Origin of the sequence: Neisseria sp. CP9 (assembly GCF_047758525.1) — a bacterium.
Lineage (GTDB): Bacteria > Pseudomonadota > Gammaproteobacteria > Burkholderiales > Neisseriaceae > Neisseria.
This window is the reverse complement of record NZ_CP180502.1, coordinates 155,444-169,848: the sequence shown is the minus strand read 5'-3', so window position 1 is coordinate 169,848 and position 14,405 is coordinate 155,444. Positions and strand designations below refer to the sequence as shown.

Annotated in this window: 10 protein-coding genes and 3 pseudogenes; 8 read left to right on the top strand and 5 right to left on the bottom strand. The window is 52.1% G+C overall.

Annotation, left to right across the window (positions count from 1 at the left end; genetic code table 11):
- Window positions 1–14: 14 nt before the first annotated feature.
- The 3 genes and pseudogenes from gyrA to ACMYUL_RS00785 all read left to right on the top strand — a co-directional run.
- Window positions 15–2,183 (top strand): annotated as a pseudogene (gene gyrA / locus ACMYUL_RS00795) (DNA gyrase subunit A); the annotation flags it as partial.
- A gap of 372 nt (window positions 2,184–2,555) precedes the next feature.
- Window positions 2,556–3,059, top strand: a pseudogene (locus ACMYUL_RS00790) (DNA gyrase C-terminal beta-propeller domain-containing protein); the annotation flags it as partial.
- Window positions 3,060–3,452: 393 nt separating this feature from the next.
- Window positions 3,453–4,172 (top strand): SDR family oxidoreductase, encoded by a 720-nt coding sequence (locus tag ACMYUL_RS00785; protein ID WP_415771574.1) that lies wholly within the window; start codon window positions 3,453–3,455, stop codon window positions 4,170–4,172.
- A 261-nt stretch (window positions 4,173–4,433) separates the two neighbouring features.
- On the opposite strand, the gene hisH is transcribed toward ACMYUL_RS00785, so the two are convergent.
- From hisH to ACMYUL_RS00770, 3 genes are all read right to left on the bottom strand, one after another.
- Window positions 4,434–5,078 carry an imidazole glycerol phosphate synthase subunit HisH gene (hisH, locus tag ACMYUL_RS00780; RefSeq protein ID WP_415771572.1) on the bottom strand — a complete coding sequence of 215 codons (645 nt, stop codon included), beginning with the start codon at window positions 5,076–5,078 and terminating at the stop codon, window positions 4,434–4,436.
- A 242-nt stretch (window positions 5,079–5,320) separates the two neighbouring features.
- On the bottom strand, window positions 5,321–7,483 hold the full coding sequence (locus ACMYUL_RS00775) for a heavy metal translocating P-type ATPase (protein ID WP_415771569.1): 2,163 nt from the start codon (window positions 7,481–7,483) through the stop codon (window positions 5,321–5,323).
- A 99-nt stretch (window positions 7,484–7,582) separates the two neighbouring features.
- Complete coding sequence (locus ACMYUL_RS00770) at window positions 7,583–7,792, bottom strand: heavy-metal-associated domain-containing protein (RefSeq protein WP_415771566.1); 210 nt, start codon at window positions 7,790–7,792, stop codon at window positions 7,583–7,585.
- Between the two features lie 147 nt (window positions 7,793–7,939).
- Here ACMYUL_RS00770 and cueR point away from each other — a divergent pair, with 147 nt between their 5' ends.
- From cueR to rpoH, 5 genes and pseudogenes are all read left to right on the top strand, one after another.
- Window positions 7,940–8,332 (top strand): Cu(I)-responsive transcriptional regulator, encoded by a 393-nt coding sequence (gene cueR / locus ACMYUL_RS00765; RefSeq protein ID WP_003742986.1) that lies wholly within the window; start codon window positions 7,940–7,942, stop codon window positions 8,330–8,332.
- A 10-nt stretch (window positions 8,333–8,342) separates the two neighbouring features.
- Window positions 8,343–8,715: pseudogene (locus ACMYUL_RS00760) on the top strand (transposase); the annotation flags it as partial.
- Between the two features lie 441 nt (window positions 8,716–9,156).
- Window positions 9,157–10,023 (top strand): DUF808 domain-containing protein, encoded by an 867-nt coding sequence (locus ACMYUL_RS00755; RefSeq protein WP_070515003.1) that lies wholly within the window; start codon window positions 9,157–9,159, stop codon window positions 10,021–10,023.
- An 81-nt stretch (window positions 10,024–10,104) separates the two neighbouring features.
- On the top strand, window positions 10,105–11,646 hold the full coding sequence (gene lnt / locus ACMYUL_RS00750; protein WP_342031508.1) for an apolipoprotein N-acyltransferase: 1,542 nt from the start codon (window positions 10,105–10,107) through the stop codon (window positions 11,644–11,646).
- Between the two features lie 273 nt (window positions 11,647–11,919).
- Window positions 11,920–12,783, top strand: coding sequence for an RNA polymerase sigma factor RpoH (rpoH, locus tag ACMYUL_RS00745; RefSeq protein ID WP_003744881.1), 864 nt, complete (start codon window positions 11,920–11,922; stop codon window positions 12,781–12,783).
- Between the two features lie 79 nt (window positions 12,784–12,862).
- Here rpoH and ACMYUL_RS00740 read toward each other — a convergent pair whose 3' ends face one another.
- On the bottom strand, window positions 12,863–13,264 hold the full coding sequence (locus ACMYUL_RS00740; protein ID WP_049229922.1) for a c-type cytochrome: 402 nt from the start codon (window positions 13,262–13,264) through the stop codon (window positions 12,863–12,865).
- Between the two features lie 129 nt (window positions 13,265–13,393).
- Complete coding sequence (hemH, locus tag ACMYUL_RS00735; protein WP_415771562.1) at window positions 13,394–14,404, bottom strand: ferrochelatase; 1,011 nt, start codon at window positions 14,402–14,404, stop codon at window positions 13,394–13,396.
- Window position 14,405: the final 1 nt, after the last annotated feature.

Genomic DNA, 14,405 nt, shown 5'->3' with positions numbered 1-14,405 from the left:
AAATAAAGAAAACCATGACCGACGCAACTATCCGCAACGACCATAAATTCGCACTCGAAACCCTGCCCGTCAGCCTTGAAGACGAAATGCGCAAAAGCTATCTCGATTACGCCATGAGCGTGATTGTCGGCCGCGCGCTGCCCGATGTGCGCGACGGTTTGAAGCCGGTGCACCGCCGCGTGCTTTACGCCATGCACGAGCTGAAAAACAACTGGAACGCCGCCTACAAAAAATCGGCGCGTATCGTCGGCGACGTCATCGGTAAATACCATCCGCACGGCGATTCCGCGGTTTACGACACCATCGTGCGCATGGCGCAGGATTTCTCGATGCGCTACGTCTTAATCGACGGTCAGGGCAACTTCGGTTCGGTTGACGGCGACGGCGCTGCGGCGATGCGTTATACCGAAATCCGCATGGCGAAAATCGCCCATGAAATGCTGGCGGATATCGAAGAAGAAACCGTCAATTTCGGCCCAAACTACGACGGCAGCGAACACGAGCCGCTGGTGTTGCCGACCCGCTTCCCCGCGCTTTTGGTCAACGGCTCGTCCGGTATCGCCGTCGGTATGGCGACCAACATCCCGCCGCACAACCTCACCGACACTATCAACGCCTGTCTGCGTCTTTTGGACGAACCCGAAATCGAAATCGACGAATTGATCAATATCCTTCAAGCGCCCGATTTCCCGACCGGCGCAACCATCTACGGCTTGAGCGGCGTGCGCGAAGGCTATAAAACCGGCCGCGGCCGCGTCGTTATGCGCGGTAAAACCCATATCGAACCCATAGGTAAAAACGGCGAACGCGAAGCCATCATCATCGACGAAATTCCGTATCAGGTGAACAAAGCCAAACTGGTGGAAAAAATCGGCGAGTTGGTGCGCGAAAAAACATTGGAAGGCGTATCCGACCTGCGCGACGAATCCGACAAATCCGGCATGCGCGTCGTTATCGAATTGAAACGCAATGAAAACGCCGAAGTCGTTTTAAACCAACTCTACAAACTCACCCAGCTTCAAGACAGTTTCGGCATCAACATGGTTGCTTTGGTGGACGGTCAGCCGCGCCTGTTGAACCTGAAACAGATTTTGGCGGAATTCCTGCGCCACCGCCGCGAAGTCGTTACCCGCCGCACTTTGTTCCGCCTGAAAAAAGCGCGTCATGAAGGTCATATCGCCGAAGGTAAAGCCGTCGCACTGTCCAATATCGACGAGATGATTCGGTTGATTAAAGAATCCGCCGACGCGCCCGAAGCCAAAGAAAAACTGCTCTCCCGTGCATGGCGCAGCGGTTTGGTGGAAGACATGCTGAGCCGTACCGACCTCGACCTGCGCATGGCACGCCCCGAAGGCCTGCCCGCCAACCTCGGCTTGCAGGAACAAGGCTATTATCTGAGCGAAATCCAGGCTGACGCTATCCTGCGCATGAGCCTGCGTAACCTGACCGGCCTCGACCAAGAAGAAATCGTCGGCGACTACAAAAACATCATGGCAAAAATCATCGACTTTTTGGACATTTTGGCAAAACCGGAACGCATCACCCAAATCATCCGCGAAGAATTGGAAGAAACCAAAACCAATTTCGGCGACGAACGCCGCAGCGAAATCAATCCGTTCGGCGGCGACATTGCCGATGAAGACCTGATTCCGCAACGCGAAATGGTCGTTACCCTGACTCACGGCGGCTATATCAAAACCCAGCCGACCACCGACTATCAGGCGCAGCGTCGCGGCGGACGCGGCAAACAGGCGGCGGCGACCAAAGACGAAGACTTCATCGAAACCTTGTTCGTTGCGAATACGCATGACTATTTGATGTGTTTCACCAATCTCGGCAAGTGCCACTGGATTAAGGTTTACAAACTGCCCGAAGGCGGACGCAACAGCCGCGGCCGTCCGATTAACAACGTTATCCAGTTGGAAGAAGGCGAAAAAGTCAGCGCCATCCTCGCCGTGCGCGAATTTCCCGAAGACCAATATGTTTTCTTCGCCACTGCACAAGGCATGGTGAAAAAAGTCCAGCTTTCAGCCTTTAAAAACGTCCGCAGCCAAGGCATCAAAGCCATCGCATTAAACGAGGGAGATTACTTGATAGGAGCATCACGCACCACTGGTTCAGATGATGTAATGTTATTTTCTAATTTAGGTAAAGCTTTGAGATTTAGTGAATCCAACGATGAAGTAATCAAGCAGTTAGTTGAATTATATGAACCTTTTATACATCGATTTAATGAACAAAGCAGCGCAAACAATGGCGTAGTTTCCGAGTTACTGTTAGGAAACGAAGAAAATTCTTTGGAATGGGATGAAGAAATGGAAGAACTCTTAAAGCCGGTTATTGAGTTCACTTCAACTTTTTCTCGAGAACAAAAAATTAAAGTTGCCACTATCGTAGTTAATGGACGTCCTAATGATATTCATCAACATGATTATGAAGATAACGAACAAGAAGATTATCGTACTTACGATGAAAATGTAGATGGCGATGTGAACGAGTATTTTGAAAAAATAATTCGCAGACCTTCGACATATTCTTACCTAAAAAAAGCAAATAACGGCGTGCGTCCGTCCGGTCGCGGCAGTGGCGGCCTGCGCGGTATGCGCCTGCCTGCCGACGGCAAAATCGTCAGCCTGATTACCTTTGCTCCCGAAGCCGCGCAAAGCGATTTGCAAGTGCTGACCGCCACTGCCAACGGCTACGGCAAACGTACCCCGATTGCCGATTACAGCCGTAAAAATAAAGGCGGACAAGGCAATATCGCCATCAATACCGGCGAGCGCAACGGCGATTTGGTCGCCGCAACTTTGGTTAGCGAAACCGACGACCTGATGCTGATTACCAGCGGCGGGGTCCTCATCCGCACCAAAGTCGAACAAATCCGCGAAACCGGCCGCGCCGCAGCAGGCGTGCGCCTGATTAATCTGGACGAAGGCGAAACCTTGGTATCGCTGGAACGCGTTGCCGAAGAAGCGGAAGATGAAAATCCCGAAGCGGGAAATCCGGAAGGCAATGAAGCTGAGAACGCCGTATCGGATATCGAAGGCGGCGAAGCGTAAATCAAGCTTCCGATTTACTGAAGCCGATTGATTGCGGGGTCGTCTGAAACAATAGGTTTCACACTATTGAGAATATCGACCGAACGATTGCCTGTTTATCGTTTCTTTTTAAATAAAAAAGTGGATGAGCAGGCAATAGGTTGCACGGTTTCACAGTCGGTTTCTGATGTATCAGCAATGCTTCAGTCTTCTTTCAGCTTGTCGATAATTTATTGATATAGTGGATTAACAAAAATCAGGACAAGGCGACGAAGCCGCAGACAGTACAGATAGTACGGAACCGATTCACTTGGTGCTTCAGCACCTTAGAGAATCGTTCTCTTTGAGCTAAGGCGAGGCAACGCCGTACTGGTTTAAAGTTAATCCACTATAAATCTAAAAATGGAGAAAATCATGTCAACTTTATCCGATAAAATCATCATGGTAACCGGCGCGTCCCAAGGTTTGGGCGAGCAGGTTGCCAAGGCTTATGCGGCGGCTGGCGCGACTGTCATTTTGGTGGCGCGCCATCAAAAGAAGTTGGAAAAAGTTTATGATGCCATTGTCGATGCCGGCTATCCCGAACCCTTTGCCATCTGTTTTGACTTAATGAGTGCGGAAGAAAAAGAGTTTGACCAATTTGCCGCAACCATTGCCGAAGCGACAAACGGGCGTTTGGACGGTATCGTGCATTGCGCCAGCTATTTCTATGCGCTTTCTCCTTTGGATTTCCAAACCGTATCCGAATGGGTCAACCAATATCGGATCAACACCGTCGCGCCGATGGGTTTGACACGCGCGATGCTGCCTTTGCTCAAAGCATCTTCCGATGCCTCTGTGATTTTTGTCGGAGAGAGTCATGGCGAAGATCCCAAGGCTTATTGGGGCGGATTCGGCGCGTCTAAAGCCGCGTTGAATTATTTGTGCAAAGTCGCTGCCGACGAGTGGGAACGTTTTGACAACCTGCGCGCCAATGTTCTGATTCCGGGCCCGATCAACTCGCCGCAACGCATCAAATCGCATCCGGGCGAGTCGAAAAGCGAACGTAAAAACTATACCGACGTATTGCCGCAGTTTGTTTGGTGGGCAAGTCAGGAAAGCAAAGGGCGCAGCGGCGAGATTGTGTACCTCTAGGCTTGAACGGTAACGCGGCAAAACATCATTTGATGACTCTGCCGCGTTTTGATTTTCAAAACATTATCTTTATGTCTGAAAGCAGTTTTTTACGATTGAAATGTCAGGCAAGCGATGTAAGAGGTCGTCTGAAATCAAGTTTGGTATTCAGACGATTTTTTGTGAATAGAAAAGAAGTGTTGGTTTTTAACTGAATCTGAGTTTGTGATATGAAAGGTCGTCTGAAAATATTTCAGACGACCTTTTGCTATAAACAGACTGTTAGGGCTGCCAATCCAAGAAGTTGCGCAACAGCAGCAACCCCGCGTCATGGCTTTTTTCTGTGTGGAACTGGGTGGCGAACACATTGTCTTTGCCGACGATGCAGGCAAATTCGTGCGGGTATTCGCTGGTGGCGAGGACGGTTTCGGGGGCTTCGGGGGCAAAGTAGTAGCTGTGGACAAAGTAAAAGCGCGTTTCTTGTCCGATGTCTTTAAACAGCGGGTGCGGGCGGGTTTGGCGTACTGTGTTCCAACCCATGTGCGGCACTTTCAGACGACCTCCGTGTGCATCGGTTTGGTTGGCGGCGAAGCGTTTGACCCTGCCTTTAAACCAGCTCAGTCCGGTAGTGTCACCTTCTTCGCTGTGTTCAAACAATAATTGCGCGCCGACGCAGATGCCGAAAAACGGTTTGTTTTTCAAGCCGTCTTCCACTGCATCGCCCAAACCGCTTTGCCGCAGTGCCGCCATGCAGTCAGGCATCGCGCCCTGACCGGGGAAAATGATTTTGTCGGCAGCAAGGATGTCTTCGGGGCGGTCGGTCAGAAAAATTTCGGCGGCTTTGCCGGACAAGGCTTGCGCGGCCTGTACGGACTTGAGGACGGAATGCAGGTTGCCCATGCCGTAATCGACAATAGCGGTTTTCATATTTTCTCCTTGGTTTTTTTGGTAATGGGGCAAGGCGGGGAAGGACATTGCGATGGTAATGATTTTATAGCAAACCCCAAGCGCGGAAAATCGTTACGTTGCATGGTGGCGGGTGACGCGGCACTATATATGTTACAAAGCCAAGTTTGAAAACTTGGCTCTTTATATCGTTTACCGGATGATGGGTCGTCTGAAATAGGCAACTGAAAGAGAAAACCTTGTTTCAGACGACCTTTTCCATATTACTCAATCTTCACCCGTTTCAGCCTCAAGGCATTACCCAACACCGACACCGAGCTTGCCGCCATTGCCGCGCCTGCGATGACGGGATTTAAGAAGCCGAGTGCGGCGAGTGGGATGCCCAAGATATTGTAGAAGAAGGCGAAAAACAGGTTTTGTTTGATGTTTTTCAAAGTGGCTTGCGATACCAGCAGGGCATCGGCGAGTTGGTTGACCGAATGCTGCATCAGCGTGGCGGAGGCGGTGTGTTCGGCAACGTCCGCGCCGCCTTTCATGGCGAAGCTGACGTTGGCGGCGGCGAGCGCAGGCGCGTCGTTGATGCCGTCGCCGACCATTGCCACAGTTTTGCCGGCGGCTTTGAGTTTCTGCACTTCGGCGGCTTTGTCACGCGGACTCATGTTGCCGAAGGCGTGTGCGATGCCCAGTTGTTTGGCGACGTATTCGACCGTGCCTTGATTGTCGCCGCTCATGATGTAAACGTCGATGCCGTGTTTTTTCAGACGACCTATGGCTTCGGCAGTGTCGGCTTTCAGCGCGTCGGCGAGTGCGAATGCACCGATGGGTTTGCCGTTGGCAGAAACAGCAACGATGCTTGCGATGCGCCAGACGTCGTCTGAAAACTCGGGCAAGGTCAATTCGGCAAAATCAAGTTTGCCCGCTTTCACCAAGCCCACGCCTTCGACTTCGGCAGTAATGCCTGCGCCGACGACGGTTTGCGCGTTTTGTGCAGCGGGAATTTCCAAGCCGCGCGCTTGGGCAGCGGAGACGATGGCGCGGGCGAGCGGGTGGGCGGCGTTTTGTTCGACGGCGGCGGCGATGCGGTACAAAGCATCTTCGTCAAAGCCGCTGTCGGGGGCGCAATAAACGGCGGCAACCTGCGGTCTGCCTTCGGTCAGCGTGCCGGTTTTGTCCAACACGACGGCATCGACGTGGGCGGCTTCTTCCATCGCCGCCGCGTCTTTGAACCAAATGCCGTGTTTCACTGCTTTGCCCATGCCGACCATAATCGCGGCGGGCGTCGCTAGACCGAGCGCACACGGGCAGGCAATCACCAAAACGGCAACGGCATGCATCAGTGCAACCGTCCAATCGCCTTTCACCAGCCAAGTGGCGATAAAAGTCAAAAGCGCGATGCCTACGACGGCAGGCACAAATACCGCCGCCGCCTTATCCGCCACACGCGCAATCGGCGCCTTGCTGCCTTGCGCTTCGGAGAGCGCGTTCATCATGTCGCCGAGCAGGGTTTGGCTGCCGAGCTGTGTGGCGCGGTACACCACGCTGCCTTCGGTCATCAGCGCGCCCGCCAACACTTTGCCACCCGCCTTTTTCTCTTCGGGATTGGATTCGCCGGTGAGATGGCTCTCGTCCGCCCAGCCGCTGCCGCTTTCGATAATGCCGTCGGCGGCAATGCGTTCGCCGTGGTTGGCGCGGATAAGGTCGCCGATTTGCACTTGGTCGATGGGCAGTTGTTTCCATTCGCCATCGCGTTGCACGTTGACTTGGGTCGGCGTAAGTTTCAAAAGCAAGCCCAAGCTGTTGAGGCTGGATTTTTTGGTGCGGTGTTCTAAAAATTTGCCCAGCGACACAAAACCAATCACCATCACGCCCGCTTCAAAATAAACGTGCGCCATGCCGTGTGCCGCGTGCGGACTGAAAAACAGCATATAAACGGAATACAGATAAATCGACACCGTGCCAATGGTAACGAGCACGTCCATATTCGCCAGCCCGCCTTTAATACTCGCCCACGCGCTTTTGTAAAACGGCACCGCCAGCCAAAGCTGCACCACGCTTGCCAGCGCAAACTGCCATACCGGCGGAATCATCCAATCGTGCCGACCGATCATCATCCCCGCCATGCCGATAAGGAACGGGACGTTGATGGCGAACAGCAGCCACAGCCGCCAGCTTACATGCGCGGTTTCTTCGGGCTGTGGCAGAGCCTCTTCCGTCTTCTCCTTTGCGCCGTAGCCGGTTTTCTCGATGATTTTGGCGATGTCGTCAGCGGAGGTTTGGCTGTCGTCAAACACCACTTGCGCCTCCTCGCTGGCGAAGTTCACACCCGCCGATTCGACAAAGTCTTTTTTGTTCAACACTTTTTCAATGCGCGAAGCGCAGGCCTGACAGGTCATGCCTTCGATTTGGAAACGGACTTTTTGTTGCATGGTTTCTTCCTTCTGAATGTGGTTGGGCTACCTGAAAAAAGCGGAGCAGGGTTTTCAGGTAGCCTTTGGGGTGTTGCAGTCGATTTGTTGCGATTCGATTTACAAAGCCGCATCAAAGCCGCCGTCTTCCACCGCTTCTATCAGCGCGGCGGGGTTGGTTTGGGAGGGGTCGAATTCCACGACGGCGTTCTTGTTTTCCAGGCTCACTTCGGCCTTGTCCACGCCGTTTACGCCTTCGAGGATGCTGGTAACGCTTTTCACGCAGCCGCCGCAGGTCATGCCTTCGATGTTTAATGTGATGGTTTGCATAGGGTTTCCTTTCTGTTGGAATGAGGCTGAGGTTTTAAAGCCCGTTGCAGCCAAAGCTTTCAGGTAGCCTGAAATGATGGGTCTGCTCTTGCTTTCCCGCTAAGTGCCGCCACTATAAAGCTTCACCCGAAGTAAAGGTCAAGCATCATGATGAACATCAGCCAGGCCGCGGCCGAGAGCGGCCTTTCCGCCAAACAAATCCGCGACTACGAAAAGCACGGCCTAATCGCCCCGGCCGCGCGCAGCGAAGCGGGCTACCGCCGCTACGGACAGGCCGACCTTGCCCGGCTGCGCTTTATCCGCCATGCGCGGGAAGTGGGCTTTTCGCTGCCGCAGATCGGGCAGCTTTTGAGCCTGCAACACAACCCGCAGCGCACCAGCCGCGAAGTGAAAACGCTCACCGCGCGGCACATCGCCGAGCTGGAAGCCAAAATCGAACGCTTGCAGGGCATGGTGGCCGAGCTGCAACGCTGGCATGATGCCTGCGCGGGAGACGACTGCCCGGATTGTGCGATTTTGGCCGGGCTGGAGGAGCGTTAGGCGGCTTGGGGCCAATACACATGAGTGCAACCACCTGTTGCCTTTGTTGGAAGGCATTGCCGAAGGTACGACCGTCTATGCCGACAAAGGCTATGACAGTAAGGAAAACCGGCAACATCTGAAAGAGCATCGGTTGTTAGACGGCATTGCGCAAAGCCCACCGCAACCGCCCTCTGACGGAAGCACAAACCAAACGCAACCGATATTTGTCGAAGACCCGTTATGTGGTCGAACAGAGCTTTAGTACGCTGCACCGTAAATTCCGCTATGCCCGGGCAGCCTATTTCGGGCTGATTAAAGTGAGTGCGCAAAGCCATCTGAAGGCGATGTGTTTAAACCTGTTGAAAGCGGCTAACAGGCTAAGTGCGCCTGTTTGCGCCTAAAAGGCGGCCCGGATGCCTGATTATCAGGTATCCGGGGAGGATTAAGGGGGTATTTGGGTAAAATTAGGAGTGATTTGGGGAGAAAACAGCCGAAAACCTGTGTTTGGGTTCCGGCTGTCGAGGGAAGGGCTTTTTTGCAAAGGTCTCTGCTCATAAAAAAACTGCACCTTGTGAGTTGGAGGGGATGTGTCCAACTTTTGGGGTGCAGTTCAAAAGAGGAGGGCGGTTTTCAGACGACCTTTTTGAGTTGGCGAAGTGCTGTCTTGCCATCCGATTCAAATCTTTCCCAAGCGATATCTGATGCTGAGGCGGCAGGTTTTCAATTAAGCCGCGCCAAATTCCGTTAATTTCCATTAAAGGTCGTCTGAAAGCCTTCGGTGTCATACTTTCTCGGTTATAATAGCCGGCTTCTTCAATTTGACCCTTTTTCGGAAATATATCATGGCCTTTGCCTCGCTTTTCACCCTTTTGGACGATATTACCGCTGTCTTGGACGACGTTGCCCTGATGACCAAAATGGCCGCCAAGAAAACGGCGGGCGTGGTCGGCGATGATTTGGCGCTCAATGCAAATCAGGTTACGGGCGTGTCGGCGGAACGCGAGCTGCCGATTATTTGGGCGGTGGCGAAAGGTTCTTTGGTGAACAAGCTGATTTTGGTGCCGCTGGCTTTGCTGCTGTCTGCCTTTTTGCCGAAGCTGATCACGCCTTTATTGATGATAGGCGGGATTTATTTGTGTTTCGAGGGCGTGGAAAAGCTGCTGCATAAGTTTCTACACCGCCACGAAGCGCATGAAGACGAGGAGGCTGCCGCCGAAACGCTGGACGAAAAAACCAAGATTAAAGGCGCGATTCGTACCGATTTCATCCTGTCTGCCGAAATCATTATTATTGCTTTGGGCGTGGTCGAAAAATATGACCTGATGACCCGTTCGCTGGTGATGACGGCAATCGGCGTCGGTATGACGGTTTTTGTGTACGGTTTGGTCGGTGTTATCGTCAAACTCGACGACTTCGGTATGCTGCTGATGCGTCAAAAAAGTACGGGCATCCAAACGGTCGGACAGGGCTTGATTGCCTTTATGCCTTGGTTCATGCGCGGTTTGAGCGTGGTGGGTACGCTTGCCATGTTCCTTGTCGGCGGTGGTCTGATTGCGCACAACTTGGGCTTTTTGCATGATTTCTTACACGCGCACCATTGGGACAGCGGCTTGATGGAGCATATCGCCAACCTTGCCGTCGGGCTGATTGCCGGTGCCATCGCCTGCGCCGTAGCGTTGCCTTTGATGAAGCTATTTCAAAAACACTAAACAACCGATACGTCGTCTGAAAATGGTTCAACTTTGTTGAGGCTGTATTTTCAGACGACCTCTTATTTTCTTTTCTCTGCAATGAACATTTTCCGTAAACTCGAACAATATTGGCAGCATCCTGTGCTGTACTGGCCGTTGGTGATCCTGATTGCCGCCGCCACGCCGTTGACTTTCGCGCCGTATTACCATTTTTGGCTGATGCCCCTGCTGTTTGGCGCGCTGATCCGACTGATTGAACTGCGTCCGCGTTTTGCTGTTTCCACCGCCTATCTGTTTGGGCTGATTGCTTATACGACACAGTTTTATTGGATACATACCGCGCTGCACGATGTTTCCGGCTTGCCTAATTTATACGCGATTCCGCTGACTTTTCTGCTGCCTGCGTTTCTAGCGCTGTATCCTGCCGCCTGTTTTTGGTTGTGGAAGAAATTTCATCTGCCGCGTTGGGTTAAGGTCGGCATCGTTTTGCCGATTTTGTGGACTCTGGCGGAATTTGCCCGTGAACGCTTATTTACCGGCTTCGGCTGGGGCGCGCTCGGCTATTCGCAAATCGTCAAAGAAAGCCCGCTTGCCGGCTTTGCACCTTTGGGCGGTATTCATCTGGTCACGCTTGCGACGGCATTTGTCAGCGCGTGGCTGGTGTTGCTGATCGACAATACGGGTCGTCTGAAACAGCGCCTGCTGCCGATGTGCATGATTGTCATGTTGTGTACCGTCGGCTATATCGCCCAGCAAACCGACTTTACCAAACCCGACGGCAGCACCAGTACCGTCGCGCTCGTGCAGGGCAATATTGAGCAGAGCCTGAAATGGGACGAAGAACAAGTTGTCCCCACGATTCAGAAATACTACGGTCAAATCAGCAAAACATCCGCCGACATCGTTATCCTGCCTGAAACCGCGTTGCCTGTGATGCGTCAGGATTTGCCGGAAAACATCCTGACCCAGTTTGCCGAGCAGGCGCGCACGAACGGCAGCGCGTTGGCTGTCGGTATCGGTCAATACACTGCCGACGGCAGCGGATACGAAAACGCCGTAATCAATTTGAGCGACTACGATGATATTTCAGACGACCTCCCGTATTACGCCAAGAATCATCTGGTCCCCTTTGGCGAATATAAACCGCTGCCTTTTTTGACCGAACCGCTGTATAAGCTGATGAATATGCCGCTTGCCGACTTCCGTCGCGGCGGGGTAGCACAAGCTCCCTTAACCATGAAAGGTCAAAAAGTCGCCTTTAATATCTGTTATGAAGACGGTTTCGGCGACGAACTCATCGCTACTGCCAAAAACGCTACGCTGCTTGCCAACGTCAGCAATATGGCGTGGTACGGCGATTCCAACGCGATGTACCAACAGCTCCAGCAATCCCAAGCCCGCGCGATGGAGCTTGGACGCTATATGGTCCGTGCCACCAATACCGGTGCAACCGCCATTATTTCTCCCAAAGGCAGCATCATCGCCGAGAGCGAACCCAATACCGATGCCGTCTTGGAAGGGCATGTCAAAGGCTATGTCGGCGAAACCCCTTATATGAAGGCAGGCGGTTCGCTGTGGCTGATCGGGGTATTGTCGATTATTGCCATCGCGCTGTTTTTAATCAGGAAACAAGCAGATTGAGTTTGAAAAAGCGGTCTTTTTATAATGCCGTTTTTCTTGAAATTTATTATTTACATACAAGAATGTTTGTAATATACTGAACTTATTCCCAGTAAACCAGTCAAATTTTCAAAATCAATCGAATTTTATAAAAGATAAAAATTCACCTATCAAACAGTCTTTTACAGAAAAAGGCATTTGACAGCATACGATAGGGCAACAGGCAGTGATATACTGCACGGCAAACAACAAGTAAACAACAGTCTCTGCATCATATAAAGGAAAGCACCTCTTATGAACAACGCCTTTGCATTACCCGTCATTCACAGCGGCAACGGCAGCCTTGAGCAATACATTCACACTGTTAACAGCATTCCTATGTTGACGCCCGAAGAAGAAAGCCAACTCGCGGAGCGTCAGCAAAAAGGCGACCTTAACGCCGCCAAACAACTCATTCTTTCCCATTTGCGTGTCGTCGTCTCCATCGCACGAGGCTACGACGGCTATGGCCTGAACCAAGCCGACCTGATTCAAGAAGGCAACATCGGACTGATGAAAGCGGTCAAACGTTACGAGCCCAGCCGTGGCGCACGCCTGTTTTCATTCGCCGTACACTGGATTAAGGCCGAAATCCACGAGTTTATCCTGCGCAACTGGCGACTGGTGCGCGTAGCGACCACCAAACCGCAACGCAAACTGTTCTTCAATCTGCGCAGCATGCGTAAAAACCTGAATGCCTTGTCTCCGAAAGAAGCGCAAGACATCGCCGACGATTTGGGCGTCAAATTGTCCGAAGTCATGGAAATGGAACAACGCATGACCGGACACGACATCGCCATTATGGCGGACAACAACGATGACGAAGACAGCTTCGCCCCCATCGACTGGCTTGCCGACCACGATGCCGAACCCAGCCGCCAACTGTCCAAACAAGCCCATTACGCCCTGCAAACCGAAGGTCTGCAAAACGCATTGGCGCAACTGGACGACCGCAGCCGTCGCATCGTAGAAAGCCGCTGGCTGCAAGACGATGGCGGATTGACTCTGCACGAGCTGGCAGCCGAATACGGCGTATCTGCCGAGCGCATCCGCCAAATCGAAGCCAAAGCCATGCAAAAACTGCGCGGTTTCCTCGCGGAAGAAGCGGAAGCGGTTTAAAAAAACAGTTCAGTAGAAGGAAAAAGGTCGTCTGAAACCCGAAATATTGGTTTCAGACGACCTTTTTTGTATAAATGCCTTATTTTTTCGCTTTAGCCTGTTTGGCGTCTTTTTCGGTAATGGTACCGCCGCCGTTGTTAAACGCATTCATGATATAGGTGGCAACGGCAGCGAGATCGGTATCGTTGATGGCGGTCGCGGGCATAAAGCCGTTGTAAGGTTTACCGTTGACTTTGATGGGGCCGTTGATGCCTTTGGTCATGCTTTGCAGCAATACCTGCGGTTTTTTCATAATATAGTCCGATTGGTAAAGAGGGGGAAACATGGTTCCCCTGCCTTCCCCTTTTTTACCGTGGCAGGCGGCGCAGTTGCTTTCATAAATCTTTTGGCCTTGCGTCATTTGGGCAGCATCGGCGGCAAAGGAGCTGTGGACGGACAGGGTAAAAATTACAGCCGCCAATATTTTTTTTGTTGTGGTCATGATGTGTCCTTTTTATCGGTATGGTCTGTTTATTGATAATACAATAAAGGTCGTCTGAAAACAGATTTTTCAGACGACCTTAGACTTAAATCAAATGTAACGCGTTCATTGGAAACATGATGTATCCGATCATTGCCAACCTTGCAGATTGTTTTTGACCAGTTCGGTCAAAGCCTGAATCCATGCGGGGTGGTCGTTCAAGCAGGGGATGTAGCGGTATTCTTTGCCTCCGGCTGCGTGAAATTGCTCGCGTCCCATGATGGCAATCTCTTCCATGGTTTCCAAACAATCTGCCATAAAGCCCGGACAGAATACGTCTAATTTGCTGATGCCTTGTTTGGGCAGTTGGTCAAACAGGGCTTGTGTGCTGGGCGTTACCCATTTTGCTTTGCCAAATTGGCTTTGGAAGGAAACGATGTATTCTTGCTCGTCTAAGTTGAGCGCTTGGGCAAGAAGTTTTGCGGTGTGGCGGCATTCGTCGGGATAAGGGTCGCCGTCATCGTAATTTTTTTGCGGAATGCCGTGAAAGCTCAACATGAGTTTCTCGCCACGCCCGTGTTCTTTCCAATAGGCTTCGATCTGTTGCTTCATAGCATCGATGTAGGCTGCGTCGTCGTAAAAACGGGAAACGGTGCGCAGGCTCATTTGGTTTCGCTGCTTCAATAGTTGCTGGAATACTTTGTCTAAGGCTGCGCCGGTGCTGGAGGCGGCGTATTGCGGATATAAAGGGACAATCAGCAATCTGCCTACGCCTTGGGCTTTCATTTCGGCAAGGACGGTTTCTACACTCGGGTTGCCATAGGTCATGGCATAGCGGACGATGGTGTCGGGCATGGCTTGCGCGAGGGCGTCCGTTTGGCGTTGGGTATAGACGGCAAGCGGAGAGCCTTGTTCAAACCAGATTTTGGCGTAAGCGTGTGCGCTTTTCTTGGGACGCAGCGTCAATACCAAGCCATGCAAAATCGGCTGCCAAATGAGTTTGGGCAGTTCGACGACGCGTTGGTCCGATAAAAATTCTCGAAGATACGGTTTGACGGCGGCTGCAGTCGGAGCATTGGGCGTGCCGAGATTGAGGAGGAGGACGCCTACACGGTTTTGCTGGGTATAGGACAGAGAGGGTTCGATGTGGAAATGCGGCATA

Bases quoted from the DNA above. Each gene is read 5' to 3' on its own strand.
- ACMYUL_RS00785 (WP_415771574.1), top strand. From the start codon at position 3,453: ATGTCAACTTTATCCGATAAAATCATCATGGTAACCGGCGCGTCCCAA.
- hisH (WP_415771572.1), bottom strand. From the start codon at position 5,078: ATGAAAACCGCTATTGTCGATTACGGCATGGGCAACCTGCATTCCGTC.
- ACMYUL_RS00775 (WP_415771569.1), bottom strand. From the start codon at position 7,483: ATGCAACAAAAAGTCCGTTTCCAAATCGAAGGCATGACCTGTCAGGCC.
- ACMYUL_RS00770 (WP_415771566.1), bottom strand. From the start codon at position 7,792: ATGCAAACCATCACATTAAACATCGAAGGCATGACCTGCGGCGGCTGC.
- cueR (WP_003742986.1), top strand. From the start codon at position 7,940: ATGATGAACATCAGCCAGGCCGCGGCCGAGAGCGGCCTTTCCGCCAAA.
- ACMYUL_RS00755 (WP_070515003.1), top strand. From the start codon at position 9,157: ATGGCCTTTGCCTCGCTTTTCACCCTTTTGGACGATATTACCGCTGTC.
- lnt (WP_342031508.1), top strand. From the start codon at position 10,105: ATGAACATTTTCCGTAAACTCGAACAATATTGGCAGCATCCTGTGCTG.
- rpoH (WP_003744881.1), top strand. From the start codon at position 11,920: ATGAACAACGCCTTTGCATTACCCGTCATTCACAGCGGCAACGGCAGC.
- ACMYUL_RS00740 (WP_049229922.1), bottom strand. From the start codon at position 13,264: ATGACCACAACAAAAAAAATATTGGCGGCTGTAATTTTTACCCTGTCC.
- hemH (WP_415771562.1), bottom strand. From the start codon at position 14,404: ATGCCGCATTTCCACATCGAACCCTCTCTGTCCTATACCCAGCAAAAC.